Here is a 24,874-nt window from a genome sequence, read left to right as displayed (position 1 = left end):
TGACGGGGGCTTACGCGCGGGGGCTCTACCGTGGTGGTGTGCCCTATTTCGACGCCGCATCCGCCGCCCCGCTGCACCCCGTCGCCCGCCAGGCGCTGCTTGCCTCCCTGGACGAGGGCTGGGCGGATCCCGCCCGTCTCTATCGCGAGGGACGGCGGGCCAGGCTGCTGCTGGACGCGGCGCGGGAGGCCGCCGCGGAGGCGGTGGGGTGCCGCCCCGACGAGCTCGTGTTCACTCCTTCGGGGACGCGCGCGGTTCACGCGGGAATTTCCGGAGCTCTCGCGGGCCGTCGGCGTGTCGGGGACCGGCTCGTGGTCTCGGCGGTCGAACACTCCTCCGTGCTGCACGCGGCCGAGGCGCACACGGCGGCCGGCGGGTCGGTGACCGAGGTGCCGGTGGGCCGCTCCGGTGCGGTGGAGGCCGCGGCCTTCGCGGCGGCGCTGGACGCGGGCACCGCGCTGGCCTGTCTGCAGTCGGCCAACCACGAGGTGGGGACGGTGCAGCCGGTGGCCGAGGTCGCCGAGGTGTGCCGGGCGGCGGGGGTCCCGCTCCTGGTGGACGCGGCGCAGTCGCTGGGCTGGGGGCCGGTCGAGGGCGCCTGGTCGCTGCTCGCGGCGAGCGCGCACAAGTGGGGCGGTCCGGCCGGGGTGGGGCTGCTCGCCGTACGGAAGGGCGTGCGGTTCGCCGCCCAAGGACCGGCGGACGAACGGGAGTCCGGGCGGGCGCCCGGGTTCGAGAACCTGCCGGCGATCGTGGCGGCGGCGGCGTCCCTGCGGGCGGTGCGGGCGGAGGCGGAGGCCGAGGCGGCCCGGCTGCGGGGGCTGGTGGACCGGATCCGGGCGCGGGTGCCCGAGCTGGTGCCGGACGTGGAGGTGGTGGGCGATCCGGTGCGCCGGCTTCCCCACCTCGTGACCTTCTCCTGTCTCTATGTCGACGGAGAGACCTTGCTGCACGAGCTGGACCGGGAGGGTTTCTCCGTTTCGTCCGGTTCGTCGTGTACGAGTTCCACTCTCACGCCCAGCCATGTGCTGCGGGCGATGGGGGTGCTGAGCGAGGGCAACGTCCGGGTGTCCCTGCCGGTAGGGGCCTCGGAGGGCGATGTGGACCGGTTCCTCGACCTGCTGCCGGGGGTGGTCGGGGCGGTACGGGAGCGGCTCGGGGCCCCGGAGGCGGTGGCCGGGAAGAGCGACGGGGCGGGCTCACTCGTGGTGGACGCCCTGGGCAGGCGCTGCCCGATCCCGGTCATCGAACTGGCCCGGGTGATCGGGGACGTACCGCTGGGCGGCACGGTGACGGTCCTCGCCGACGACGAGGCGGCCCGGCTGGACGTTCCGGCCTGGTGCGAGATGCGCGGCCAGGAGTACGTCGGCGAGGAGCCCTCGCCGAAGGGCGGCACCGCCTACGTGGTGCGACGGGTGGCGTAGCGGCCTCGGGGCCCGCGTGGCGCGGGCCCCGAGGGGCCGGGAGGGCCCGTCGCGTCAGGCGAGGTGCGCCTGGACCTCGGCGCCGGCCTCGTGGCCGTACGCCTTGACGAACCGCTCCATGAAGTTGGCGCGGCGCAGGGTGTACTCCTGGGTGCCCAGGGTCTCGATCACCAGGGTGGCGAGCATGCAGCCGACCTGGGCGGCGCGCTCCAGGCCGACGCCCCAGGACAGGCCGGTCAGGAAGCCGGCGCGGAACGCGTCGCCGACGCCCGTCGGGTCGACCTTGGCGTCCTCCTCGGGGCAGCCGACCTCGATGACGGGGTCGCCGACGCGCTCGATGCGCACGCCGCGCGAGCCGAGGGTGGTGACGCGGTGGCCGACGCGGGCGAGGATCTCCTCGTCGGTCCAGCCGGTCTTGGACTCGATGAGGCCCTTCTCGTACTCGTTGGAGAAGAGGTAGGTCGCGCCGTCGAGCAGGGTGCGGATCTCGTCGCCGCCCATGCGCGCGATCTGCTGGGAGAAGTCGGCGGCGAAGTTGATGCCCCGCGCCTTGCACTCCTCGGTGTGGCGCAGCATCGCCTCGGGGTCGTCGGCGCCGATCAGCACCAGGTCGAGCCCGCCGACGCGGTCGGCGACGGCCTTCAGCTCGATCTGCCGGGCCTCGCTCATCGCGCCCGTGTAGAAGGAGCCGATCTGGTTGTGGTCCTTGTCCGTGGTGCAGACGAAGCGGGCGGTGTGCAGGACCTCGGAGATCCGTACGGATTCGGTGTCGACGCCGTGGCGGTCGAGCCAGGCGCGGTACTCGTCGAAGTCGTAGCCGGCCGCGCCCACCAGGATCGGGTTGCCGCCGAGCTGGCCCATGCCGAAGCAGATGTTCGGGCCGACGCCTCCCCGCCGGATGTCGAGGTTGTCGACGAGGAAGGAGAGCGAGACCGTATGCAGCTGGTCCGCGACGAGCTGGTCTGCGAACCGGCCGGGGAAGGTCATGAGGTGGTCGGTGGCGATGGAGCCGGTGACTGCGATACGCACGGCTGGGCGCTCCTGCGGGACGGAGAGGGTTGACGGTTCACGCTACCGGTCCGGGGGCCCCGCTGCCGAACAGCGGAAACTACCCCAGAGTAGGTCTTTTCCGGGAAGCCGTGCCGTGCGTACGGTGCGCTTATGCCCTCGCACCCCGCTCCCCGGGAGCCTCAGGAGTCCGATCTCAGCCTGGACCAGCTGCGCGGCGACAGCGCGCGGATGGCACCGCACTGGGTGGTGCCGGCGGCCGCGGCGGCCGCCCCGGTCTCTCCCGCGCTGATCCACGGTGTCGTCGTCCCGCCCGCCTCGGCGCGGCTGATCGACGCCACCTCCGAGTACGGCGGCTGACCGGGACGGAACCACTCGGCCGCCCGTTCCGTCCCATCCGTGTCTTCCAGAGATTTCGGCGGGACGAAGGAGCGATGCGGTGAGCGGTACGGAGAACCCCCGGCGGAAACGTACGCCGTTGCTGGTCGCCTCGGTGACGGCGGGAGTGCTGCTGGTCGGCGGCGGGGGCGCGTTCTTCGCCACCACCGCCTCCGACGGGGGTGACGGTACGAGAAGCGGTGCCGCCACTCCCCCGCGGCTGCACCTCGACGGCAAGAGCGACAGCGGCGTGGGCGACGGCCCGGGCATCGCGCCCGGCGAGCCGGACCCGAACGACGGCGGTGCCGTCTACAAGGCCAAGGGTCCCCTCCCCCAGGGGCCCTCCTCGGCCGCGGTCCACCGGCCAGAGGGCCGGGTCACCTCGGCGGAGGTGACCCGGCTGGCGAAGGCGCTCGGCATCCCGGGCGCTCCGAGGCTGGAGGGCGCGGTCTGGAAGGTGGCGCCCGAGAAGGACGGCTCCGGGCTGCGGCTCGACGTGTCGGCCGAGGCTCCGGGCAGCTGGACGTTCTCGCGGCACGACGGCGGCCCGGCCGGGGACGCCTGCCTCAAGGGCAGGGCGTGTCCGCCTCCGGGCGAGCCGAAGCCGCCGCGCGGCGGTACGCCGGTGAGCGAGGCGGCGGCGAAGGCCGCGGCCGCGCCGGTGCTCAAGGCGATCGGGCAGGGCGACGCGAAGCTGGACGCGACCCAGGTGATGAGCGGCTCGGTGCGCGTGGTCAACGCGGACCCGGTCGTGGGCGGGCTGCCGACGTACGGCTGGTCGACCGGGATCCAGGTCGGTCCGGAAGGCTCTCCGGTGGCCGGCAGCGGCCAGCTGAAGGAGCCGGTGAAGAGCCATACGTATCCGGTGATCGGCGCGGAGCAGGCGCTGAAGGAGCTGAACAAGTCGTCGGCCGGCGGGCCGATCGGCATCGGCGGCTGCGCGACCGCCCCGCCGGCGGGCGCGGACGTTCCCACGGTGACCTGCGAGCCGGATGCCCGGCCGCGGGAGCTGGCCGTGACCGGCGCGACGCTCGGTCTCGCCTCGGAGTTCGTGGACGGCAAGCGGGCGCTCGTACCGTCGTGGCTGTTCCGGGTCGAGGCCGAGGCAGGGGCCGAGCCGCACACGGTCGTGCACACGGCGGTGGCTCCTGAGCATCTGGCGCCGCCGGCGAAGCCGTCCCCGGCCCCCTCGGACGAGGGCACGCCGCGGCAGATCGGCTCGTACCGGACGGACGCGGACGGCCGGAAGCTGTCGGTGACCTTCTGGGGCGGGGTGTGCAGCACGTACACGGCGACCGCGCAGGAGAGCCCCGGCAAGGTCACGGTGCGGGTGAGCGAGAAGCCCGCCGACCCGGACCGGGCGTGCATCGCCATCGCGGTGGAGGTGACGAAGACGGTGACGCTGGACCAGCCGCTGGGCAGCAGGACGGTCGTGGACGCGGCGAGCGGGGAGCCCGTGCCCAGGAAGTAGCCGCGCTCCCCCGAGCATGCACGAAGGCGGCCGCCCGGAATCCGGGCGGCCGCCTTCGTACGTCGTGCGCGTTCAGGGGTCAGCTGAACGAGTCGCCGCAGGCGCAGGAGCCCGTGGCGTTGGGGTTGTCGATCGTGAAGCCCTGCTTCTCGATGGTGTCGACGAAGTCGATGGAGGCGCCGCCGAGGTAGGGGGCGCTCATGCGGTCGGTGACGACCTTGACGCCGTCGAAGTCCTTGACGACGTCGCCGTCGAGCGAGCGCTCGTCGAAGAAGAGCTGGTAACGCAGGCCGGAGCAGCCGCCGGGCTGAACGGCGACGCGCAGCGCCAGGTCGTCGCGGCCTTCCTGGTCCAGCAGGGCCTTGACCTTGGCCGCGGCGGCGTCAGACAGGAGGATGCCGTCGCTGACAGTGGTCTTCTCGTCCGATACGGACATCTGCTTCTCTCCCGGTGTGTACGGAGACTGCTTGCCGACGGTTGCAACCGGCGGGACGCCGGAATCATTCCGGGCGAGGCTCGGCTTTCGCGTCTTTTCCTCTTCATGCTCGCACACCGGCCGCGGAAGGGTCACGCGCCGCTGTCCAGGCCGCCGTGCGGACTTTCGTCACATCGACACTATGGACATCGTCAAAGTGACGTGAAGCGGTTATCATAGATAGCGTCATTTCGACGAAAAGGCTCGCTCCGCAGATAAGAAAGGGTGCGTGACGTGACCACCGCCCAGCCCCTGGACGTTCAGCCGACGCCGCTCGCCCTCCTGCTGCTCGGCCGCGAGGCCGACCCGAAGAGCGAGCGCGGCGTGGAGTGCCCCGGCGACCTGCCGTCGCCCTCCGACCCCGACCTGGTGGAGCGCGCCCGCGCCGCGAAGGAGAAGCTCGGGGACAAGGTCTTCGTCCTCGGCCACCACTACCAGCGCGACGAGGTCATCCAGTTCGCGGACGTCACCGGCGACTCCTTCAAGCTCGCCCGCGACGCGGCGGCGCGTCCGGAGGCCGAGTACATCGTCTTCTGCGGTGTGCACTTCATGGCCGAGTCCGCCGACATCCTCACCACCGACGACCAGAAGGTCGTCCTGCCGGACCTGGCGGCGGGCTGCTCGATGGCCGACATGGCCACCGCCGAGCAGGTCGCGGAGTGCTGGGACGTGCTGACCGAGGCCGGGATCGCCGAGCAGGTCGTGCCCGTCTCGTACATGAACTCCTCGGCCGACATCAAGGCGTTCACCGGCAAGCACGGCGGCACGATCTGCACCTCGTCCAACGCCAAGCGGGCCCTGGACTGGGCCTTCGAGCAGGGCGAGAAGGTGCTGTTCCTGCCCGACCAGCACCTGGGCCGCAACACCGCCGTCCGCGAGATGGGGATGTCGCTGGACGACTGCGTCCTCTACAACCCGCACAAGCCGAACGGCGGCCTGACCGTCGAGGAGCTGCGCGCGGCGAAGATGATCCTGTGGCGGGGGCACTGCTCGGTGCACGGCCGGTTCTCGCTGGACTCGGTCAACGACGTGCGCGAGCGGATCCCGGGCGTGAACGTCCTCGTGCACCCGGAGTGCAAGCACGAGGTCGTGGCGGCCGCGGACTACGTCGGCTCGACGGAGTACATCATCAAGACGCTGGAGGCGGCCCCGGCCGGCTCGAAGTGGGCCATCGGCACAGAGCTGAACCTGGTCCGGCGCGTGGCCAACGCGCACCCGGACAAGGAGATCGTCTTCCTCGACAAGACGGTCTGCTTCTGCTCGACGATGAACCGGATCGACCTTCCGCACCTGGTGTGGGCGCTGGAGTCGCTGGCCGAGGGCAACCTGGTCAACCGGATCGAGGTCGACAAGGAGACCGAGAGCTTCGCGAAGCTGGCCCTGGAGCGGATGCTGGCGCTGCCGTAGGCAGCGGGCACGCGTGAAGGGGCGCCCCCGTTTGGGGGCGCCCCTTCGGCGTGCGGGGGCGGTTACACGCCTGCGGGCTCCTTCGCCTGCGGCGGGACCGGGGTCTCGCCCGTCTTCGCCGCTCGCTTCGCCGCCTTCTTCTTCGCGCGGCGCTCCTTGCGGAGTTCGACCATCGCGTAGAGCGTCGGGACCAGCAGCAGCGTCAGCAGTGTCGAGGTGATCAGGCCGCCGATCACGACCACGGCGAGCGGCTGGGCGATGAAACCGCCCTCGCCCGTGATGCCGAGCGCCATCGGGAGCAGGGCGAAGATCGTCGCCAGGGCCGTCATCAGGATCGGGCGCAGCCGGTGGCGGCCGCCCTCGACGACCGCTTCGACGACGCCGACGCCCTGCGCCCGGTACTGGTTGATCAGGTCGATCAGCACGATCGCGTTGGTCACCACGATGCCGATCAGCATCAGCATGCCGATCATCGCCGGGACGCCCATCGCCGTACCCGTCACCAGCAGCAGACCGATCGCCCCGGTCGCCGCGAACGGGATCGAGACCAGCAGGATCAGCGGCTGGATCAGCGATCTGAAGGTCGCCACCAGGAGCATGAAGACGATCGCGATCGCCGCCAGCATCGCCAGCCCCAGGTTGCCGAACGCCTCGGACTGGTCCTCGGAGACACCGCCGATGGAGGCGCTCGCGCCCTCCGGCAGGTCAAGCCCGTCGATCTTCGTCTGGAGGGCGGCGCTCACCGCGCCGGTGTTGTCACCGGTCGGCTCGGCCGTGATCGTCGCCGCCCGCGAGCCGTCGATCCGGGTCATCGAGACCGGGCCGGGGACCAGCTTCACGTCGGCGATGTCGCCGAGCCTGACCGGCCCGAGCGGCAGGGCCTTCAGCTCGGCCATCGTCGTGGCCCGCTTCGCGGAGGTGAGGACGACGTCCCGCTCGGTGTCGTCGAGGATCGCCTTGCCGGCCGGGGTGCCGCGCACCGCCTGCGCGACGGCCATGCCGAGCGTGGTGTCGTCGAAGCCCGCCTCCGCCGCCCTGGCGTTGGCCCGGACGGAGATCCTCGGCACCGACTGGGACAGGTCGCTCTGGACGTCGGTGACGTCGTCGAGCTCCGCCACGCCGGCCTTGACCGCCTCGGACGCCTTCTTCAGCGTGTCCGCGTCGGCCGCCTTGACCACCACGCTGAGGTCCTGGCTGCCGAAGCCGTCGCCCGCCGCGATCGTCGTGTCGCCGATGCCGTCGAGCGCGCCCAGCGCCTCGTCGATGGCGTCGCGGGTCTTCTCGTACGACGCCGAGTCCTCCAGCGTCACCTGGTACGAGGCCTGGTTGGCGCCCGTGCCGCCGCCGAAGGCGGCCATGAAGCCCGAGGAGCCGACCGTGACCTGGTAGTCCTTCACGCCACCGGTGGCGGCGAGCACCTTCTCGACCTTCTTCGCGGCCTCGTCGGCCGCCGCAAGGCTGGTGCCCGGGGCCAGCTCCTGCTTGATGCTCATGACCTCCTGGTCGCCCTGGTCGAAGAAGTTGGTCTTCAGGAGCGGGGCCATGCCGAAGGTGCCGATGAGGACGACGACCGCGATCGCCACGCTGGTGAGGCGGCGCCGGGTCGCGAACCGCAGGACCGGGACGTACAGACGCTGCAGCCGGCTCCTGTTCTCCTTCTCCTCGGCCAGCCGCCGGGCTTCGTCCGGGTCCGCGGACGTGCCCTTGGGGGCGCGCAGGAACCAGTACGACAGGACCGGGACGACGGTCAGGGAGACCAGCAGGGAGGCGAGCAGGGCGGCGGTCACCGTCAGGCTGAACGACCCGAACAGTTCGCCCACCATGCCGCCGACCAGCCCGATCGGCAGGAAGACCGCGACGGTGGTGAGGGTCGAGGAGGTGACGGCGCCCGACACCTCCCGTACGGCCGTGAGGATCGCCGCCTGGCGCTCCTCGCCATAGCCGAGGTGCCGCTTGATGTTCTCCAGCACCACGATCGAGTCGTCGACGACCCGGCCGATGGCGATGGTCAGGGCGCCCAGCGTCAGCATGTTGAGCGACAGGTCGCGGGTCCACAGCACGATGAGCGCCAGGACCACCGAGAGCGGGATGGAGACCGCCGTGACCAGGGTGGAGCGCAGGGAGGCGAGGAAGACCAGGATCACCAGGACGGCCATGACGAGCCCGAGCGCGCCCTCGGTGGTCAGACCGGAGATGGACTTGGAGACCGCCGGGCCCTGGTCGGACACCACGGTCAGCTCGGCGCCCGCGCCGAGGTCCTCTCGGAGCTCGGGCAGCTTCTCCTTGACCGCGTCGGAGATGGAGACGGCGCTGCCGTCGTTGTCCATGGTGGCCATCACGGCGAGGCTCGGCTTGCCGTTGGTACGGGTGAGGGAGACCCGGGAGGACTCCTCCTGCTTGACCGTGGCCACGTCGGCGAGGCGGACCGCCTTGCCCTTCTCGGACTTGATCCGCAGGTCCTGGATCTGCCGGAGCGAGGTGAAGCCGCCGCCGACCTGGACCGTGCGGCTCTTGCCGGCCTCGGAGAACGAGCCGGCCGGGACCGTGCCGCCGCCGGCCCGGACGGCCTCGGCGAGCTTCATGGTGTTCAGGCCGGCCGCGGCGAGCCTGGCGTCGTCGGGGGTGATGGAGACCTGGAGGTCCTGGACGCCGTCGACGGAGACCTGGCCGACCCCGTCGATGTCCTCCAGGGCCGGGACGACGGTCCGCTCCAACTGGTCCGCGAGCGCCTGCTGGTCCTTGTCCGAGGTGACGGCGAGGACGACGGTCGGGATGTCGTCGGTCGAGCCCGCCACGACCTGGGGGTCCACGCCGTCGGGCAGGGCGGTCCTGGCCCGGTTCACGGCCTGCTGGACGTCGGCGACGAGCTGCTTGGTGCCCTCGTCGCCGTAGTCGAAGGTGGCCATGATGACCGCGTTGCCCTCGGAGGCGGTGGCGGTGACGCCCGTGATGCCGTCGACGGCCTCAAGGGTGTTCTCGAGCGGTTCGACGACCTGCTTCTCGACCACCTCGGGGGAGGCGCCCTGGTACTGGGCGAGGACCGAGACCATCGGGAGCTCGATCGAGGGCAGCAACTGCTGCTTCAGCTGCGGGATCGCGATCGCTCCGAAGAGGATGGCGACGATGGACATCAGCCCTATCAGGGCCCGTTGTGCGAGGCTGAATCTGGACAGCCAGGACATGGGGTCTCTCTTCTGTGGCGTGCTCGGCAGGCGGGCGGTGACAGGTGCCCGCCTCCACGATCAGCCATGGGAGGCGCCGGATCCTCGGCCCCCGGACCCACTTCCTCGTCCCGCGCGTACCGCGCCTGGAGTACGCCGGGGTGCTCCCTCACTCCACCTTCGGACGTACCAGACCCGACTCGTAGGCCGTGACCACCAGTTGAGCCCGGTCGCGGGCGCCGAGCTTGGACATGGTCCGGTTGACGTGCGTCTTGACCGTGAGGGGGCTGACGTGGAGGCGTTCGGCGATCTCGTCGTTGGAGTGGCCGCCCGCGACCAGGACGAGGACCTCGCGTTCGCGGGTGGTGAGGGCGGCCAGGCGCTCGGAGTGCCGCGGCGCGTTCTGCCCCTCCTCACCGTCCGCACCGCCGCCCTGGGCGAGGAATCTGGCGATCAGTCCCCTGGTCGCCACGGGCGAGAGCAGCGCCTCGCCGGCGGCGGCGATCCGGATGGCGTTGAGGAGTTCCTCCGGTTCCGCCCCCTTGCCGAGGAAGCCGGAGGCGCCGGCGCGGAGCGACCGCACGACGTACTCGTCCACCTCGAAGGTGGTCAGCATGACGATCCGTACGGCGGACAGCTCGGGGTCCTCCGTGATCATGCGGGTGGCGGCGAGCCCGTCCGTACCGGGCATGCGGATGTCCATCAGGACGACGTCCGCCTTAGCGGACCGGGCCAGGGCGACGGCCTGGGCGCCGTCCGCGGCCTCGGCGACCACCTCCATGTCCGGCTCGGAGTCCACCAGCACCTTGAACGCGCTGCGCAGCAGGGCCTGGTCGTCGGCGAGCAGCACCCGGATCGTCATGTGTCCTCCCCCGTACGGGCCGTGGTGGGCAGTATCGCCTGCACGCGGAAGCCGCCGCCGTAACGGGGGGCGGCGGTCAGGGTGCCGCCGAGGGCGGTGACCCGCTCGCGCATGCCGATCAGGCCGTGGCCGCCCGTACCGGTGTCGGCGGGGGCGTCCTTGGGCCTGCCGTCGTCGAGGACGGTGATCTCGATCGTCCGGCCGACCCGCACGACGCTCACCTCCGCCCTGGCGTCCGGCCCGGCGTGCTTGCGCACATTGGTCAGCGCCTCCTGGATGATCCGGTACGCGGCGAGGTCGACGGCCCCGGGCAGGGCGGCGCTGTCGTCGGTGCGGGCCAGTTCGACGGGGAGACCGGCGTTGCGGAAGGTGGTGAGCAGTTCGTCGAGGACGCCGAGGCCGGGCGCCGGCTCGGTGGGGGCCTCCGGGTCGCCGGACTGGCGGAGCAGACCGACGGTGGCGCGCAGCTCGTTGAGGGCCGAGCGGCTGGCCTCGCGGACGTGCGCGAGGGCCTCCTTGGCCTGGTCGGGGCGCTTGTCCATGACGTGCGCGGCGACCCCGGCCTGGACGTTGACCAGCGCGATGTGGTGGGCGACCACGTCATGGAGGTCGCGGGCGATCCGCAGGCGCTCCTCGGCGACACGGCGCCGTGCCTCCTCCTCGCGGGTGCGTTCGGCGCGTTCGGCCCGCTCCCGGATGGCGTCGACGAAGGCCCGCCGGCTGCGGACGGCGTCACCGGCGGCCGCGGCCATGCCGGACCAGGCGAAGACGCCCAGGTTCTCCTGGGCGTACCAGGGCGTGGGGCCGAAGAGCATCCCGGCGGCGGTCAGCACCGTCATGGTGGCGAGGCCGACGCGCCAGGTGGTGGGGCGGTCGGTGCGGGAGGCGACGGTGTAGAGCGCGACGACGGCGGCCATGGCGACGGGCGCGGGCCTGTCGTCGGCGAGCAGCTCGACGAGGGCGACCGCGGAGGTGAAGCCGAGGACCGCGAGGGGCGCGCGCCGTCGCGGGACGAGGGCGGCGGCCCCCAGCACCATGAGCAGGACGCTGGAGGCGTCCGGGGTGCGGTCGCCGAACGTCGGGCCGTTGGGGCTGCCGTGGGGATCGGCGAAGGAGCCGGTGACCATGCAGACGAGCACGGCGAGAGCGAGGCCGGCGTCGAAGGCGAGGGGGTGCGTCCGCAGCCAGTGCCGGCCGCGCGAGAACCCGCTGTCGAGGGAGGTCACACCGGGCAACGGTACGGGGTGGCGCACGGCGGTGCCCCGCGCCCCCGGGAAGGGGCGCGGGGCACCGGGAGTGTCGGGTGCCTGGGCTCAGCCCGGGATGAGCCCGTCGTCCGAGAGCATCTCGCGGACCTCTTCGAGGGTCGCGTCGGGAGACGGGAGGATCAGCTCGGACGGCTCCAGCGCGTCGTCCGGGAGCGGGGAACCGAGCGTGCGGACGGCGTCGAGCAGGGCGGAGAGGGTGCGGCGGAAGCCCGCGCCGTCACCCGACTCCATCTCGTCCAGCAGCTCGTCGTCGAGTTTGTTCAACTCGGCGAAGTGACTGTCCGCCAGCTTCCACTGGCCCTCCCCCATGATCCGTACGATCATGACGCGCCGTCCTTAGGGCTCGTTACCGCTCAGGGATGGTGACCGCTCAAGGTTCGTCACTGCTTGTCGAAACGGGGGTTCGACTGCTGCTGGTCCTGCGGCGCCGCCGTTCCGGTGCCGCCCTCGATGGCCTGCTTCGAGGCCGCGGGGCCTCCCGCCAGCTCGGCCTTCATCCGCTGGAGCTCCAGCTCGACGTCCGTGCCTCCGGACAGCCGGTCGAGCTCGGCCTGGATGTCGTCCTTCGCCAGGCCCGACTGGTCGTCGAGCGCGCCCGAGGCGAGCAGCTCGTCGATCGCGCCGGCCCGGGCCTGCAGCTGGGCCGTCTTGTCCTCGGCGCGCTGGATGGCCACGCCGACGTCGCTCATCTCCTCCGAGATACCGGAGAACGACTCGGCGATCCGGGTCTGGGCCTGCGCCGCCGTGTACGTCGCCTTGATCGTCTCCTTCTTCGTACGGAAGGCGTCGACCTTGGCCTGGAGCCGCTGCGCGGCGAGCGTGAGCTTCTCCTCCTCGCCCTGCAGCGTCTGGTGCTGCACCTCCAGGTCGCTCACCTGCTGCTGGAGCGCCGCCCGCCGGGACAGCGCCTCGCGCGCCAGGTCCTCGCGGCCGAGCGCCAGCGCCTTGCGGCCCTGGTCCTCCAACTTGGCGGACTGGCCCTGGAGCTGGTTCAGCTGCAGTTCGAGCCGCTTGCGCGAGGTCGCCACGTCGGCGACGCCCCGCCGGACCTTCTGCAGCAGCTCCAGCTGCTTCTGGTAGGAGTAATCGAGGGTCTCGCGCGGATCCTCGGCCCGGTCAAGGGCCTTGTTTGCCTTCGCGCGGAAGATCATCCCCATACGCTTCATGACACCGCTCATGGGCTTCGCGCGCCCCCTTCTGACGGACTCGGCTCAAGCACTCCAACAGGATCCACAGTACGGTCCCTGTATCCATTACCGCACTGTTCGGGGCCGGATGTGCTCCTCCCCAAGGACGACTGCGGTGCGGTTTCCCTCCCGCCCAGGGAGTAGAGGGATCTCGGGGTGACCGTGCCCGTCTTCCGTGCGTACCCCCACAGACGCGGGCCGTTAGCGGATCGTTCCCGCCGGGGCTGGGGTCCATGCCCCCCACCACGTACCCTTGGGTTTTGTGTTCCGTAGCCGTTCGAAGGAAGAGAAGGCCCCCACCGACAAGGTGACGGCGGACCTCTCCAAGCAGCCCCGCGACCCCGAGGCCCCCAAGGGCCGCCCGACTCCGAAGCGGAGCGAGGCGCAGACCCAGCGCCGCCGTGCCGCGACGGTGCCGACCGACCGCAAGGAGGCCATGAAGCGCCAGCGAGAGGCGCGCCGCGCGGACCTCGCCCGTCAGCGCGAGGCGCTGGCCAGTGGCGACGAGCGTTACCTGCCGGCCCGTGACAAGGGTCCGGTCCGCCGCTTCGTGCGCGACTTCGTCGACTCGCGCTTCGCCATCGCGGAGTTCTTCCTCCCGATGGCCGTGGTGATCCTCGTGCTGTCGATGATCCGCGTCCCGGCGCTGCAGAACATCTCGCTGCTGCTCTGGCTCGGTGTGATCGTCATGATCGTCATCGACTCGATCGGCATCTGGCTGCGGCTGAAGAAGCAGCTGAACGAGCGCTTCCCGAACGAGTCCAAGCGCGGCGCGGTGGCCTACGGCCTCATGCGTACGCTCCAGATGCGCCGACTGCGACTGCCGAAGCCGCAGGTCAAGCGCGGAGAGCGGCCCTGAGCGGGAACGGCTCCGGCTCTGCCACGGGCGGCCCGCTGCTGCCCGCCGTGTCCCCGTGGCCTGCCGGTCACGGGGGCCTGCGCGAGACCGTCCGCCAGGAGATGATCGCCCGCCAGCTCGACGAGCAGATAGCCGGCCGCTACCCCGTGGGGCAGCGGCTGCGGATACTCGACGCGGGCATGGGGCAGGGCACCCAGGCCCTGCGGCTGGCCAGGGCCGGGCACACGGTGACCGGTCTGGAGGCCGACCCCGAGCTGCTCAAGGCCGCCCGTGAGGCGCTGGCCACCGAGCCGGCCGGGATCCGCGAGCGGGTCCGGCTGGTGGAGGGCGACGGCCGCGAGACCGGGGTGCACTTCCTGCCGGGCAGCTTCGACGTCGTGCTCTGCCACGGCGTGCTCATGTACGCGGACGAGCCGGACGCGCTCCTCGCCGGCCTGGCCCGGATGCTGGCGCCCGGCGGCCTGCTGTCCCTGGTCGTACGGAACGCGGAGGCACTGGCCATGCGGCCGGGACTCGCCGGGGACTGGGCGGGCGCGCTGGCCGGGTTCGAGTCGGACGTGTACACCGACGACAACGGCCTCAAGGTGCGCGCCGACCGGCTCGACGCGCTGACGGCGACGCTCGCGGGGATCGCGGCGCCGCTGCACGCCTGGTACGGCGTACGGGTCTTCACCGACGGCGTGCCGGGTGACGAGGGACTGCCGTCCGCCGAGCAACTGGACCGGCTCTTCATGGCGGAGGACCGCGCGGGCCGCACGGACCCGTACCGCCGTATCGCGGCGCTCCTGCACCTGTGCGGGGTCCGGGGCTAGCGGGAGCCTTTCCGCCCCGGAGGCGCTGGGGGCTTTGCCCGGCGGCCTTACGGAGGCCCGCGGGACCGAGACGGCGCGCGGCACCGAGACGGCGCATGGGCGCGCGGCCTTGCCTGTGTGTGCGCCGGTGCGCTCCCGCCGGTTCGGTTGCCGCGTCAGGTGACCGGGGTGCTGCCGCGTCCTCCTCCCCGTGAGTACCGACACCTCCCCCGCCGCCGCTTCCCCCGTGCCCGCACGCGACGTGTGGCGCGCGCTCTACGCCCACTTCCGGCCGCATCGCCGGACGGTCGCCCTCGGTGCGCTCTTCGCGCTGGCCGGCGCCGCCGGCGGGCTCGCCCAGCCGCTCGCCGCGAAGGCTCTCGTGGAGCGCCTAGGCGACGGCGGATCGGTCGCCGGGATCCTGCTCCTCCTCACCGCCCTGGTCGTCGTCGGGACGGCGATCGAGTCGCTCGGCGCGTACATCCTGGAGCGGACGGCCGAGTCCGTCGTCCTGGCCGCCCGCCGCACGCTGATCGGCCGGCTGCTGCGGCTGCGGCTGCCCGAGGTGGAGAAGACCCAGCCGGGCGATCTGATGTCCCGCGTCACCTCCGACACCACCCTGCTGCGCGCGGTCACGACCCAGTCGGTGGTCTCGGCGGCGACCGGCGGACTCGCCTTCGTGGCGACGCTCGTGCTGATGGGGCTGATGGACCCCGTCCTGCTCGGCGTCACCGTGGGCGTGATCGCGCTGATCGGCGGCGCGGTCGCGTTCGTGATGCCGAGGATCTCGCGGGCCACGAAACGCTCCCAGGAGGCGGTGGGCGAGATCTCCACGGTCCTGGAGCGGGCGTTCGGCGCGTTCCGTACGATCAAGGCGTCCGGCGCCGAGGAGCGGGAGACCGCGGTCGTCGAGGCGGCGGCGCACGAGGCCTGGCGGCACGGGGTGCGCTCGGCGAAGTGGCAGGCGGTGGCCGGATCCTCGATCGGGCTCGCCGTGCAGGTGTCGTTCCTCGCGGTGCTCGGCATCGGCGGCGCCCGGGTCGCGTCCGGAGCGATCTCCGTCTCCTCGCTCATCGCCTTCCTGCTCTTCCTCTTCTATCTGATCGAGCCCGTCTCCAAGCTGGTCGACGCGGCGACGCAGTACCAGGTGGGCTCGGCGGCGATCGGCCGCATCCTGGAGGCCGAGCGCCTCGCGACGGAGGAGCTGGGCGAGCCGGCCGCGGGCGGGGTGGCGGACGGCCCCGCCTCGGTCGTCTTCGAGGACGTCTCCTTCCGCTACCGCGACGACCTCCCTCTCGTCCACCAGGGCGTCTCCTTCACCGTCCGCGGCCCCGGGATGACCGCCTTCGTCGGCCCGTCCGGCGCGGGCAAGACGACCCTGTTCGGGCTGATCGAGCGCTTCTACGAACCCTCGGGCGGCCGGGTCCTGATCGACGGGAAGGACGTACGCGACTGGTCGCTGCCCGATCTGCGCGCGGCCATCGGGTACGTCGAGCAGGACGCCCCGGTCCTCTCCGGCACGCTGCGCGAGAACCTGGTGTTCGCCGCGCCGGAGGCGACGGAGGAGGAGATCCGGGACGTGCTCGTACGGGCCAGGCTCGACGGGCTCGTCGAGCGGCTGCCGGACGGTCTGGAGACGGTCGTCGGCCACCGCGGGTCCAAGCTGTCGGGCGGTGAGCGGCAGCGGGTGGCGATCGCCCGGGCGCTGCTGCGCAGGCCCCGGCTGCTGCTGCTGGACGAGGCGACCTCGCAGCTGGACGCGGTGAACGAGCTGGCGCTGCGCGACGTGGTCGCGGAGGCGGCCCGCGAGGTGACGGTCCTGGTGGTGGCGCACCGGCTGTCGACGGTGACGCTGGCGGACCGGATCGTGGTGATGGAGTCGGGGCGGGTCCGGGCGGTGGGCACGCACGGCGAGCTGGTCGCGGGCGACGAGCTGTACGGGGAGCTGGCGGCCACGCAGTTCCTGTCGTCGGCCCCCTGATCGGCGGCGCTCACCGGGCCGGTCCTACGGGGTGAACGGGATACTCCGGACATGGACGTCTCCCGTGCCCGCGCCCGTTGCCTCGCTCGTGCCCGTACGCGCCGTCTGCTGCTGCCCTTCGCCGCCGGGGCCTGCGCCGCCGCCCTGGCCGGCGGCTGCACATCTGGTGCGGTGCCGGAGGCGGAGCGCTCCACGCAGGCGGCCGCCCCGCTCGCGGCAAACGACCTCCAGGACGACTACCGGGCCGTCATCAAGGCGGTGCTGCCGTCCGTCGTCCAGATCGACGCCTCGCAGAGCCTCGGCTCCGGAGTGGTGTACGACGCCAAGGGGCACATCGTCACCAACGCGCACGTGATCGGGCGGGAGGAGAGCTTCCGGGTCACGGCGGCGACCGGCGGGCAGCCGGTGGTGGGCAAGCTGGTCTCGGCGTACCCCGAGCAGGATCTCGCCGTCATCAAGCTGGACTCCGTCCCGCAGGGGCTGAAACCGGCGAAGTTCGGCGACTCCGCCAAGGTCGACATGGGGCAGATCGTCCTGGCGATGGGCTCCCCGCTGGGTCTGTCGGGCAGCGTCACCCAGGGCATCGTGTCGGCGACCGGCCGCACGGTCAGCGCGGGCCGTGCCGGCGGTGGTACGGGGGCGACCATCGGGAACATGGTGCAGACGTCCGCGGCGATCAACCCGGGCAACAGCGGGGGCGCGCTGGTCAATCTGGACAGCGAGGTCATCGGCATCCCGACACTGGCGGCGACGGACCCGCAGATGGGCGGCGGCGCGGCGCCGGGGATCGGGTTCGCGATCCCCGCCTCGATGGTCAGGACGGTCGCCGACCAGATCATCGAGAGCGGCAGGGTGACCGACTCCGGCCGGGCGGCCCTGAACATCATCGGCCGGACGGTGCTCGACGACGCCTACGAGCCGTCGGGGGTCGCGGTGGTCGAGGCGCCGGCGAACGGGGCGGCGGGGAGGGCGGGGCTGCGGCCGGGGGACGTGATCACCCGGGTGGGCGACGAGCCGATCACGACGATCACGTCGCTGTCGGAGGCGCTGGCCGCGCTGAAGCCGGGCGACAGGGTGACGGTGGTGTACGAGCGGGCGGGCCGGGAGTCCCGGGCGGAGGTCACGCTGGGCAAGATGTGACCTCGTGGTCGTGGCCTCCCTCCGCCGGGGCAGGCACGACCACGAGGCCGGGGTCCGCGGTCCGGGGGCTCTAGCCCTCCGCGTTCAGCGGCATCGGGCCGTAGATCTTCGTGCCGTCCTCCGAGAGCGTCACCTGGTCCGCGCCGCCCTCCAGGAGGTCCTTCCAGTACTCACCGATCCAGGACTCGGCGTCTCCCTGGGTCGTGAACTCCTCCGGCGCCACCGCCGGCTGGACCTCCGTGCCGTCGGACTTCTCGAACCGCCACGTCCATGCCATGTCCGCCTCCTGAAGGCTCACCGGATGATCGGTTTCCTGCCCGCAGCGTAGCCGGGCGCGCACCCCTCGCGGTGACGCGGGAGGATCTGAGGGTGGAACTGACTCTGCTCGGCACCGGTGCCCCCCTCGGGCTCCCCCGCCCCGACTGCCCCTGCGCCGTGTGCGCGACCGCTCGTGGACCGCAGGCGCGGGCGGCCACCGCCCTGCTCGTGGACGGGGCGCTGCTGCTGGACCTGACGCCGGGGGCCGCGCTGGCCGCCGCCCGGTCCGGGCACTCGCTGGTGGGCGTACGGCAGGTCTTGTTGACGCATCCGCACGACGGGCCGGCCGTGGAGGTGCCGGCCGGGCTGCCGGCGGCGGGGCGGGTCCCGGACGGGCGGGAGCTGACCCTGATCAGCGGGCACCGGGTACGGGCCCTGCCGATGGATTCGCCGGGGACCGGCTACGAGGTGATCTCCCCGGACGGCGAGCGGCTGCTTTATCTGCCTCCGGGCGGCGCCCCGGCCGGGCTGCCGGACGCGCACCGCACCCCGTACGACATGGTCGTCCTGGATGTCACCGGACGGCCCGACGCGCTCGCCAGGCTCCGGGCGACCGGGGCTGTCGGGGCGAGCACCGATGTGGTCGCCGCCCACCTGGACCATGACGTCCCGGGCGGTGCCGAGCTGGACCGGCGGCTCGCGGCGGCCGGGGCGCGGGCGGTGCCGGACGGGACGACGCTGTACGTCGGGGAGTACCACGCCGTGACCGACGTGCCGCGGCGCACGCTGGTGACCGGGGGCGCCCGGTCGGGCAAGTCGGTGGAGGCGGAGCGGCGTCTGGAGACCTTCCCCGAGGTGCTGTACGTGGCGACCGGCGGGACGCGGGAGGGCGATCGGGAGTGGGCGCAGCGGGTGAGCCTGCACCGTGACCGGCGGCCGGGTTCCTGGCGTACCGCCGAGACGTGCGATCTCGTACCGCTGCTCGGGTCCGACGGTCCGGCCCTGCTGATCGACTGTCTGTCGCTGTGGCTGACGGACGCGATGGACCGGGCCGGGGCCTGGGACGACGAGCGGTGGGCGCACGGCGGGCAGGAGGAGTTGCGGGAGCGGACGGCCGAGCTGGTGGCGGCGGTGCGCGCCACCTCCCGTACGGTCGTCGCCGTGACGAACGAGGTCGGTTCGGGAGTCGTCCCGGCCACGGCGTCGGGGCGCCGCTTCCGGGACGAGCTGGGCCGGCTGAACGCGGCCTTCGGCGACGAGTGCGAGCAGGTGCTCCTCGTCGTCTCGGGACAGGCCCTGGTGCTGCGCGGGTAGGGTGCGATCACCCATGGCCATCGCCGACGTCACGAGGAAGAGCCTTGAACCTGGACGACTTCTCCGATCTGATCGAGCGCCCGGACGGCGGGATACGGCGTGACGCCGAGGAGCGCCGGGAGCGGTTGATCGTTCCGCCCGGCGCGCTCGGCCGGCTCGACGAGCTGGGCGAGTGGCTGTCGGCGGCGCAGGGTTCGGTCAAGGTGCGGGCGATCGAGCAACCGCGGGTGGTGCTCTTCGCGGGTGATCACGGGGTGGCCTCGCTCGGGGTGTCGGGCCGTCCCGCCGGTACCGCGTACGAGCTGGTCCGCGCGGTGCTCGACGGTGCGAGCCCGGTGGCGGTGCTGGCCCGGCGGGCCGGCGTGCCGGTGCGGGTGGTGGACGCGGGTCTGGACTGCGATCCGGAGCTGCTGCCCGCCGAGGTGGTACGGCACCGGGTGCGGCGGGGCAGCGGCCGGATCGACGTCGAGAACGCGCTGACCGCCGAGGAGACCGTGGCGGCGGTCGAGCTGGGCGTCGCGATCGCGGACGAGGAGGCCGACTCGGGCACGGACCTGGTCGTCCTGGGTGATCTGAGCGTCGGCGGTACGACGCCGGCGGCCACCCTGGTCGCGGCGCTGTGCGGCACGGACGCCTCGGTGGTCACCGGCCGGGGCGGCGCGGGGATCGACGATCTGGCCTGGATGCGCAAGTGCGCGGCCGTCCGGGACTCGCTGCGGCGCGCGCGGCCGGTCCTGGGCGATCAGCTGGAGCTCCTCGCGGCGGTCGGCGGCGCGGATCTGGCGGCGATGACGGGGTTCCTGCTGCAGAGCGCGGTGCGGCGGATGCCGGTGATCCTGGACGGTGTGGTGGGGGCGGCCTGTGCGCTGGTGGCGCAGCGGGCGGCGTTCCGTGCGCCGGACTGGTGGCTGGCGGGTCAGGTGAGCGGGGAGCCGGCGCAGGCGAAGGCGCTGGACCGGATGGCGCTCAACCCGCTGCTCGATCAGGGCGTCACTGTGGGCGAGGGAACCGGGGCGCTGCTCGCTCTTCCCCTCGTCCAGGCCGCGGCCGCACTGGCCGCCGAGCTGCCGGAGCGACCGGAACCGACCATTCCGGAAGAGCCCGCGGCGGTCTCCGCGGACGAGGAGAGCTGAGACGGATCACGGCACCGGGCGCGTCCTTCCGCCACGCGCGGACGGGTGCGCCCGGCGACCGATCATGACGAGCGATGCCCCATATGATCGCTTTTCATGGGAGAGGTCCGTTTGTCCACCGAAGGAGCGCCCGGGAGCACGGCCCGATCGCGGCGCGGCGCCGCTTTCGCCGTCTGGTATCTGCGCGCCGTCACGTTCGTCAACTTCCTGAGCGCCGTCTGGGTCTCCTTCGGCCAGGACCTCCGCCGGCACAACACGGACGACTACTTCACCCCGTACCTGCTGACCGCGGGCTTCGCCTCGGGCGTCTTCACGCTCTTCCTTGCGATCACCATGCGCCGCCGCAAGCGCGCCGCCTGGATCCTCAACACCGTGCTCAGCGGGCTCTTCCTGCTGCTCCTCGCCTTGGCGATGACCCTCCCCGAGATCCGGCAGCACGCCCAGAACTGGGTCTCGCTGGCCCTCACGGCCGCGTTCGTGCTCGCGCTGCTCCTCGGCCGCGGGGAGTTCTACGCCAAGGGCGACCGCTCCAACCCGATGCTCGCCGCGGCCGTGGCGGTCGGCGGACTCCTGGTCGCCTCGCTGCTCGCCGCGGTCCTGGTCACCGTCACCGACACCTCCCCCGGCACCTCCACCTTCCTGGAGCGCTGGCGGTACGGCGTGATGCGGCTGGTCACCCTGGCCTCGGACGGCTCCCGCTTCGACGGGATCACCCCACCGGGCTGGGTCGACGTCACCATCAACGTCCTGTACACGCTGCTGCTGATCGCCGTGCTCTTCGCCGCCTTCCGCTCGCGCCGGGCCGTCGACCCGCTCACCGAGGAGGACGAGGACAGACTGCGGGCGCTGCTCGACAGGTACGGGGACCGCGATTCGCTCGGCTACTTCGCGCTGCGTCGCGACAAGAGCGTGGTCTGGTCCCCCAGCCGGAAGGCGGCGATCACCTACCGCGTGGTCGGCGGCGTCTCGCTCGCCTCCGGCGACCCCATCGGCGACCCGGAGGCCTGGCCCGGCGCGATCGAGCCGTGGCTGGCCGAGGCCCGCGAGCACGGCTGGATCCCGGCCGTGATGGGCGCGAGCGAGGAGGGCGGCACCGTCTACGCGCGGCACGGCTTCGACGCCCTGGAGCTGGGCGACGAGGCGATCGTGGAGACCGCGGAGTTCACCCTGGACGGCCGGGCCATGCGCACGGTCCGGCAGGCGTTCAACCGGGTGAAGCGGGCCGGGCACCAGGTGCGGATCCGGCGCCACGAGGACATCCCGGCCGACGAGATGGACGAGCTGCTCCGCAAGGCCGACGACTGGCGCGACGGGGCCACCGAGCGGGGCTTCTCGATGGCCCTCGGCCGGCTCGGCGACCCGCGCGACGGCCGGTGCGTGATGCTGGAGTGCACGGACGGCAGCGGTGCGCCGCGGGCCCTGCTCTCCTTCGTCCCCTGGGGCCCGAAGGGCCTCTCGCTGGACCTGATGCGGCGTGACCGGGACTCCGAGAACGGCCTGACGGAGTTCATGGTCATCGAACTCCTCCAGCGCGCCGAGGAGATCGGGATCACCCCGGTCTCACTGAACTTCGCGATGTTCCGCTCCGTCTTCGAACGCGGCTCGAGGCTCGGGGCGGGAGGGCTTCCTGGAGGCCCCCGGGCTGCCGAAGTGGCTGCACCGCAAGCACCTGGAGGGCCGGAGATGAGGCCCGCCCTCAAGGATTTCGCCCGCCGCGAGTGGGGGTCGCTGTTCACCGCCGTACGGACGGCCCTCGTCGCGCGCGGGTGGCGGGCGATCCCGCTGACGCTGACCGCCATCTGCCTCACGTCCGCGTTCCAGCTGATGCAGAACCAGGAGTGGGGCTATCAGCCGGTGCAGAACGTCGGCTCGGTACGGGCCGAGGAACCGCTCTGGCTCGCCCTCCTCCGTACCCCGCTCTCGCTGTTCGTACCGGCCCTGGATCTGCCGGTGTGGGGCGCGCTGGCGCAGATCCTGCTGGTCTTCGGGATCGCCGAGATCTGCCTGGGCCGGTGGCGGACGCTCGCGATCGCCTATCTCGCCACGCTGGCCGGGACGCTGTACGCCCGGATCGGCATCGCGCTCGGCCCGGAGAACCCGCTCGGGCTGCCGGCCTCGGACGCGCGGGTCGTCGACACCGGACCGTCGGCCGCCGTGGTGGGCCTCGCGGTCTACGTCTGCTGGCGCCACCGGGCGCGGTGGACCGGCGCCCTCGTGATCGTCGCGATGGTCGTGGAGATCCTCGTCAAGAACAACCTGGCGGGCAAGGAGCATCTGGCGGCGATCGCGGCCGTGCTCGGGCTCATCGCCTGCGTCGCCTGGTGGGAGCGCCGTCAAGGCCGGCCGGAACCGGAGCCCGGGCCCGGGGCGCGCTCCTGGAAGCCGCCGATCAGGTCCTGAACCCTGCGGCGGACGCGGGTCCAGCGCCGGTCGTGGCGGTAGGCGCGCACCGTGGCGCGGGCGCGGGTCCGCGGGCGGCGGGCGTAGGCGTGCCGTGACCACCAGGAGCCGGGACGGGCGAGCCGTACGGCCGCCACGATCGCGACGAACGGCACCAGCGCGCCGATGACGGCCATGCGGAACTTCCCCTTCACCAGGGCGATGAGCACGAAGAGGAAGTTCCCCGCGAGAGTGAGCAGGAAGGTCGCCCGGCTCTGGCGCTCGTCGGCGGTCATGTCGTCGACGCCGAGCGGTGAGAAGCCGCCGAGTGCCAGCAGCACCAGCGCGGCCGTCAGGACGACGACCTCCACGCTCTGGCGCCCCTGTTCGCTCCAGTACACGTCGTCGAGATGGAGGATCAGCGCGAACTCGTCGAGGACGAGACCCGCACCGATCCCGAAGACGATCGCGAAGACGGCGACGCCGACGCCGTGCCGTCCGCTGCCGATGGCGCCGAAGCCGCCTACGACGGTGAGCACGACGCCCGGGACGACGTGGTGGATGTGCAGACCGCCGGGAGAGACGTTCTTGAACGGCCCCCTGCCGGCCCGGATCAGCCGGGTGATCGTCCGCGTGACCAGGAAGGTCAGGACGAAGGAGGCCAGGGCGAGCAGCATCGGGAGCTTCCCGGGCTCGACGATGTTGCGGGAGAACCAGTGACCCATGCCACCCACTTCCGGTTTGCGCTCAATGCGCAATTTACAAGGCCGGGCTCTGGCCTACCCTGCCCGGATGGACGGCCTGCGTTTCGCCTTCGGCACCCTGACCGTGCTGCCCGCCCGCGTCACCCGCTGGGACCGGGACGCGGCGCGCGCCGGCATGCTCTGGGCCCCGCTCGCCGGCCTCGTCGTCGGCCTCTTCTCCGCCGCGCTCGGCGGCGCGTTCCTGCTGCTCGGCGCGGGCCCGCTGCTCGCAGCCGTCGTCACGGCGGCGGTGCCCGCGCTGCTGACCAGGGGGCTGCACCTGGACGGGCTCGCGGACACGGCGGACGGCCTCGGCAGCGCGAAGCCGGCCGAGGAGGCGCTCGCCGTCATGAAACGGTCGGACATCGGCCCGTTCGGCGTCGTCGTGCTCCTCTTCGTCCTCCTCGCCCAGGTCGCCGCGCTCCACCGGCTGTACGGGGAGGGCTGGGCGCACGGCGCGGTGGCCGCCGCGCTCGCCGCGACCGTCGCCCGCCTCGCGCTGACCCACGCCTCCCGCGCGGGCGTCCCCGCGGCCCGCCCGGAGGGCCTGGGCGCGATGGTCGCCTCGACCGTCCCGGCCCGGTCGGCGGCGCTGGTCACGGGGGGCGTCCTGATCCTGTGCGCGGCCGCCGGCGCGCTGTTCTCGCCGTACGACGCGGTCCGTCACGTCCTGGCGGCGGTGGCGGGGCTCGGGGCGGCCGCGCTGCTGCTGCGACGGTGTGTGCGCCGGTTCGGCGGGGTGACGGGGGACGTGTTCGGGGCGGTGGAGGAGACCGCGGGGACGGTGGCGCTGGTGGCACTGACCCTGGGCGCTCTCTGAACCCCCGGGGCCCTGTCCAGGACCCCGGGGAACAGCGGCCGTCTCATCGCACGGGCGCCAGGGCGTGCGGGAGCGTGCCCCACGGGTGGGCGCCCGCGCCGGGGACCGCGCAGTGGACCCGGGTCGTGGGCAGGGCGTCGGGCGGGGCGGCGTAGACGAGGTGGCAGTAGTGGTCGGCGACGGGCAGGTCGAGCGTGCGGTAGGAGTCCCAGGGGCCCTCGAAGGTGACCAGCAGGTCGGCGAGGTCGGCGTAGCCGGGGGCGGGGTGCGCGCCGTGGTTGAGGACCACGGTCCGGGCCCCGGCGGCCCGCGCGGCGACGCCGAGGCGCTGATAGTGGGTCAGGGCCCCCGGCTCGGTCGGCACCTGGTCCAGGAAGGCGCCGTCGGCGCCGTACCAGTCGCGGTGGCGGAGCAGATCGGCGACGACCTCGCCGTGCGGGCGCCGGCCGTACGCGGTGTCGGTGTAGCCGAGCACCCGCACCCCGGCCTCCCGGAGCCGGCCGGCGACGGCGGCGAAGGCGGGATCGGGCGCCGGTCCGGCGCCGTCGGCGGGGTTCAGCACGACGCCGTAGAGGGCGCGCGCCGACTCGATCACCGCCGTCCACGCCTCCGGACGGTCGGCGGGGTGCTCGTAGAAGGGCACCAGCAGAGAGGGGACCGGTCGAGTCGGGTTCACAACTTCCCTAGGCACGATGGGCGGTCGGTCGGGTAAGCAGGGCGCAGGGGGACGGTGGCGGGCACGTCGGCCGAGTGTGGACGAGCTCTCCGGGCGTGCGCGGTGAACGCGAAGGAGACACCTCTGACGAGTGAATCGC

At 72.7% G+C, this 24,874-nt stretch carries 22 protein-coding genes and 1 pseudogene; 13 read left to right on the top strand and 10 right to left on the bottom strand.

Annotated features, from left to right (window positions below; all coding sequences use genetic code 11):
• Positions 1–38 precede the first annotated feature (38 nt).
• Positions 39–1,424: a cysteine desulfurase/sulfurtransferase TusA family protein gene (locus ACIRB4_RS08210; RefSeq protein WP_403289241.1), complete on the top strand. Its 1,386-nt coding sequence runs from the start codon at positions 39–41 to the stop codon at positions 1,422–1,424.
• Positions 1,425–1,478: 54 nt separating this feature from the next.
• Here ACIRB4_RS08210 and ACIRB4_RS08205 read toward each other — a convergent pair whose 3' ends face one another.
• On the bottom strand, positions 1,479–2,453 hold the full coding sequence (locus ACIRB4_RS08205; protein ID WP_403289240.1) for a carbohydrate kinase family protein: 975 nt from the start codon (positions 2,451–2,453) through the stop codon (positions 1,479–1,481).
• Between the two features lie 132 nt (positions 2,454–2,585).
• Here ACIRB4_RS08205 and ACIRB4_RS08200 point away from each other — a divergent pair, with 132 nt between their 5' ends.
• Entirely contained in the window at positions 2,586–2,792 is a 207-nt protein-coding gene (locus ACIRB4_RS08200) for a hypothetical protein (protein ID WP_403289239.1), read from the top strand.
• Between the two features lie 79 nt (positions 2,793–2,871).
• Positions 2,872–4,281 carry a hypothetical protein gene (locus ACIRB4_RS08195; protein WP_403289238.1) on the top strand — a complete coding sequence of 470 codons (1,410 nt, stop codon included), beginning with the start codon at positions 2,872–2,874 and terminating at the stop codon, positions 4,279–4,281.
• 79 nt (positions 4,282–4,360) lie between these two features.
• Here the strand turns inward: ACIRB4_RS08195 and ACIRB4_RS08190 are convergent, their stop codons facing one another.
• Positions 4,361–4,717, bottom strand: a complete 357-nt coding sequence (locus ACIRB4_RS08190) for an iron-sulfur cluster assembly accessory protein (RefSeq protein WP_018848827.1) — start codon at positions 4,715–4,717, stop codon at positions 4,361–4,363.
• Between the two features lie 264 nt (positions 4,718–4,981).
• Here ACIRB4_RS08190 and nadA point away from each other — a divergent pair, with 264 nt between their 5' ends.
• Positions 4,982–6,163: a quinolinate synthase NadA gene (nadA, locus tag ACIRB4_RS08185; protein WP_403289237.1), complete on the top strand. Its 1,182-nt coding sequence runs from the start codon at positions 4,982–4,984 to the stop codon at positions 6,161–6,163.
• A gap of 62 nt (positions 6,164–6,225) precedes the next feature.
• Here the strand turns inward: nadA and ACIRB4_RS08180 are convergent, their stop codons facing one another.
• The 5 genes from ACIRB4_RS08180 to ACIRB4_RS08160 all read right to left on the bottom strand — a co-directional run bounded on the left by ACIRB4_RS08180 (position 6,226) and on the right by ACIRB4_RS08160 (position 12,632).
• Positions 6,226–9,345: an efflux RND transporter permease subunit gene (locus ACIRB4_RS08180; protein ID WP_403289236.1), complete on the bottom strand. Its 3,120-nt coding sequence runs from the start codon at positions 9,343–9,345 to the stop codon at positions 6,226–6,228.
• Between the two features lie 148 nt (positions 9,346–9,493).
• Entirely contained in the window at positions 9,494–10,186 is a 693-nt protein-coding gene (locus tag ACIRB4_RS08175) for a response regulator (protein ID WP_403289235.1), read from the bottom strand.
• On the bottom strand, positions 10,183–11,412 hold the full coding sequence (locus ACIRB4_RS08170; RefSeq protein ID WP_403289234.1) for a sensor histidine kinase: 1,230 nt from the start codon (positions 11,410–11,412) through the stop codon (positions 10,183–10,185). Before ACIRB4_RS08170 ends, ACIRB4_RS08175 begins: the two co-directional genes overlap by 4 nt.
• Positions 11,413–11,499: 87 nt before the next feature.
• A complete protein-coding gene (locus tag ACIRB4_RS08165; protein WP_403289233.1) occupies positions 11,500–11,778 on the bottom strand; it encodes a hypothetical protein in 279 nt (92 codons plus the stop codon).
• Positions 11,779–11,834: 56 nt separating this feature from the next.
• On the bottom strand, positions 11,835–12,632 hold the full coding sequence (locus ACIRB4_RS08160) for a PspA/IM30 family protein (RefSeq protein WP_403289232.1): 798 nt from the start codon (positions 12,630–12,632) through the stop codon (positions 11,835–11,837).
• Between the two features lie 271 nt (positions 12,633–12,903).
• Here ACIRB4_RS08160 and ACIRB4_RS08155 point away from each other — a divergent pair, with 271 nt between their 5' ends.
• From ACIRB4_RS08155 to ACIRB4_RS08140, 4 genes are all read left to right on the top strand, one after another.
• The gene (locus ACIRB4_RS08155; RefSeq protein WP_356888987.1) at positions 12,904–13,500 is read left to right on the top strand and encodes a DUF3043 domain-containing protein; all 597 of its coding nucleotides are present in this window, start codon (positions 12,904–12,906) and stop codon (positions 13,498–13,500) included.
• Between the two features lie 101 nt (positions 13,501–13,601).
• Positions 13,602–14,312 (top strand): class I SAM-dependent methyltransferase, encoded by a 711-nt coding sequence (locus ACIRB4_RS08150; RefSeq protein ID WP_403289650.1) that lies wholly within the window; start codon positions 13,602–13,604, stop codon positions 14,310–14,312.
• Positions 14,313–14,502: 190 nt separating this feature from the next.
• Positions 14,503–16,272, top strand: a complete 1,770-nt coding sequence (locus ACIRB4_RS08145) for an ABC transporter ATP-binding protein (protein ID WP_403289231.1) — start codon at positions 14,503–14,505, stop codon at positions 16,270–16,272.
• A gap of 51 nt (positions 16,273–16,323) precedes the next feature.
• Positions 16,324–17,412 carry a S1C family serine protease gene (locus ACIRB4_RS08140; protein ID WP_403289230.1) on the top strand — a complete coding sequence of 363 codons (1,089 nt, stop codon included), beginning with the start codon at positions 16,324–16,326 and terminating at the stop codon, positions 17,410–17,412.
• A 70-nt stretch (positions 17,413–17,482) separates the two neighbouring features.
• Here the strand turns inward: ACIRB4_RS08140 and ACIRB4_RS08135 are convergent, their stop codons facing one another.
• Positions 17,483–17,689, bottom strand: a complete 207-nt coding sequence (locus ACIRB4_RS08135) for a hypothetical protein (RefSeq protein ID WP_356888990.1) — start codon at positions 17,687–17,689, stop codon at positions 17,483–17,485.
• 92 nt (positions 17,690–17,781) lie between these two features.
• Here ACIRB4_RS08135 and ACIRB4_RS08130 point away from each other — a divergent pair, with 92 nt between their 5' ends.
• The 4 genes and pseudogenes from ACIRB4_RS08130 (at position 17,782) to ACIRB4_RS08115 (ending at position 22,517) form a co-directional block, all read left to right on the top strand.
• Positions 17,782–18,984 carry a bifunctional adenosylcobinamide kinase/adenosylcobinamide-phosphate guanylyltransferase gene (locus ACIRB4_RS08130; RefSeq protein ID WP_403289229.1) on the top strand — a complete coding sequence of 401 codons (1,203 nt, stop codon included), beginning with the start codon at positions 17,782–17,784 and terminating at the stop codon, positions 18,982–18,984.
• A gap of 44 nt (positions 18,985–19,028) precedes the next feature.
• Positions 19,029–20,117: a nicotinate-nucleotide--dimethylbenzimidazole phosphoribosyltransferase gene (gene cobT, locus ACIRB4_RS08125; protein WP_403289228.1), complete on the top strand. Its 1,089-nt coding sequence runs from the start codon at positions 19,029–19,031 to the stop codon at positions 20,115–20,117.
• Between the two features lie 96 nt (positions 20,118–20,213).
• Positions 20,214–21,804, top strand: a pseudogene (locus ACIRB4_RS08120) (phosphatidylglycerol lysyltransferase domain-containing protein).
• The gene (locus tag ACIRB4_RS08115; protein ID WP_403289227.1) at positions 21,801–22,517 is read left to right on the top strand and encodes a hypothetical protein; all 717 of its coding nucleotides are present in this window, start codon (positions 21,801–21,803) and stop codon (positions 22,515–22,517) included. Before ACIRB4_RS08120 ends, ACIRB4_RS08115 begins: the two are co-directional and overlap by 4 nt.
• Here the strand turns inward: ACIRB4_RS08115 and ACIRB4_RS08110 are convergent.
• Positions 22,451–23,221: a hypothetical protein gene (locus tag ACIRB4_RS08110; RefSeq protein ID WP_403289226.1), complete on the bottom strand. Its 771-nt coding sequence runs from the start codon at positions 23,219–23,221 to the stop codon at positions 22,451–22,453. The two genes, ACIRB4_RS08115 and ACIRB4_RS08110, sit on opposite strands and share 67 nt — an antisense overlap.
• 67 nt (positions 23,222–23,288) lie before the next feature.
• Here ACIRB4_RS08110 and cobS point away from each other — a divergent pair, with 67 nt between their 5' ends.
• A complete protein-coding gene (cobS, locus tag ACIRB4_RS08105) occupies positions 23,289–24,059 on the top strand; it encodes an adenosylcobinamide-GDP ribazoletransferase (protein ID WP_403289225.1) in 771 nt (256 codons plus the stop codon).
• Positions 24,060–24,102: 43 nt separating this feature from the next.
• Here the strand turns inward: cobS and ACIRB4_RS08100 are convergent, their stop codons facing one another.
• Positions 24,103–24,735 (bottom strand): spherulation-specific family 4 protein, encoded by a 633-nt coding sequence (locus ACIRB4_RS08100; protein ID WP_403289224.1) that lies wholly within the window; start codon positions 24,733–24,735, stop codon positions 24,103–24,105.
• Between the last annotated feature and the right edge of the window lie 139 nt (positions 24,736–24,874).

The organism is Streptomyces sp. NPDC093600 (assembly GCF_044764755.1).
GTDB lineage: Bacteria > Actinomycetota > Actinomycetes > Streptomycetales > Streptomycetaceae > Streptomyces.
The sequence above is the reverse complement of the archived record's forward strand: the minus strand, read 5'-3'. Positions and strand labels throughout refer to the sequence as shown.